2 protein-coding genes are annotated in these 1,646 nt (G+C 67.2%); one reads left to right on the plus strand and one right to left on the minus strand.

What is annotated here, in order from left to right; genetic code table 11:
• Positions 1 to 27 precede the first annotated feature (27 nt).
• On the plus strand, positions 28 to 654 hold the full coding sequence (locus AC1DU6_RS30330) for a Sua5/YciO/YrdC/YwlC family protein (protein WP_056195332.1): 627 nt from the start codon (positions 28 to 30) through the stop codon (positions 652 to 654).
• Positions 655 to 670: 16 nt separating this feature from the next.
• Here AC1DU6_RS30330 and AC1DU6_RS30335 read toward each other — a convergent pair whose 3' ends face one another.
• Positions 671 to 1,585 (minus strand): YicC/YloC family endoribonuclease, encoded by a 915-nt coding sequence (locus AC1DU6_RS30335; RefSeq protein ID WP_457326165.1) that lies wholly within the window; start codon positions 1,583 to 1,585, stop codon positions 671 to 673.
• Positions 1,586 to 1,646: the final 61 nt, after the last annotated feature.

Here is a 1,646-nt window from a genome sequence, read left to right on the forward strand (position 1 = left end):
GTCCATGTGACATCACGAGGTCCCACGATGCGCCGCTTTCTTCGCCACGAGGTCCATCCTGACAACCCGCAAGCGCGCCTGCTCCAGGCGACTGCGGACAGGCTGCGCGCCGGCGCGATCGCCGCCCTGCCGACGGCGGCCGGGTATCTGATGGCTTGCCGGCTCGACGACAAGGCGGCCGCAGCCCGGTTGCTGCGCGTGGTGGACGAGCGCCAACCCGTCATGCTGTTGTGCCGCGACCTCGCCCAGGCGGCCACTTATCTGCGCATCGACGACCGCGCCTTCCGCGCGGTCAGGGATGCCGAGGCGGGTGCCGCTGCCTTCCTGCTGCGCTGCACCCACCGCGTGCCGCGCCGCCTTGCTGCGGCGGCTGGCGGCGCAGGCTTGCTGTATTTCGGCGCCCATCCGGTCTGCCAGGGCCTGTTGGGCCTGCTCGACGAAGCGCTGCTCGTCACGCCGCCGCTTTGGGGGCAAGGCGCAGAAGACCTCGACCTGCTCCCGATTGATGCCCAGGCGGTGCTGGACGTCGCCCTCGACGTTGGCTCGCTCGAACCCCAGGATCTGGCGTGGGTGGAGCTGTTCCAGCCGTCCCGGCCGAGCCTGGCGCGTTGGCCCGTTGGCGTGGCGCAGTCCGAGGTGCGGATGGCCGCCTGAATGACCTGCCCAAAACCTATTCGATGTTTTGCACCTGTTCGCGCATCTGCTCGATGGCGACTTTCATCTCGACGGAAATATTGGTCAATTCCAGCGCGGCGGATTTGGAGCCCAAAGTATTCGCTTCGCGATGTAATTCCTGAATCAGAAAATCCAGGCGTTTGCCGAGCTCGCCGCCCTTTTTCAACAGGCGGGTCAGCTCTTCGAGGTGCGCCCGCAGCCGCCCGAGTTCCTCGGCGACGTCGATGCGGATGGCAAAGGCTGCGGCCTCGTTCAGCGCGCGCTCCTGCAAAGCTTCCTGCGGCACGCTGCTGCCAGCGCCGGTGGTGGCCAGCGCCTCCTGCCAGCGCTCCAGGAAGCGCTGCTGCTGGCGCGCCACGACGGCGGGCAGCAGCGGCTCGGCCTCATCGGCCAGCACGCGCAGCCGTGCAATGCGCTCGTTCAGGATGGCCACCAGCTTCTCGCCCTCGCGTTCGCGGGCCTCGGCCAGGCCCTGCACGCAGGCCTGTGCGGCCTCGAGCGTCGTAGCGTCCAACTGGGCTGGTGCCGCCGCGCCGCTCTTGCACCAGTTCAAGGCCTCATGGACAGACAGCGGCGCCGCCTGCGGCAGCCAGGTGAGTACCTTGGCTTCCAGGCTGGCGAGGCGGTTGAGCTGCTCGGGCTGGGGTTGCGGCCAGGCGCCATCGGCGTCGCGCTGGGTGTTGATGCGCAACTCGATCTTGCCGCGCTTGAAACGTGCCGCGATCAGCTCGCGCAACTGGGGTTCAAGGCCGCGCATCTCCTCGGGCATGCGCATGGACAGGTCCAGGAACCGGCCGTTGACCGACCGCAATTCGACGCTGACCGACGCTTGCGCTGAACTGTTGCCGTCCTCGGCTTTAGGGGGTTGTGCCAGGGAATTGGCGTACCCGGTCATGCTGTAGACTGGCATTTCGCATCTCGCAAAACAGACAAAACGCGATTATGTCCAAGCCGAAGCCGGCGCCCTTGCC

This window comes from Roseateles sp. P5_B10, assembly GCF_056400485.1.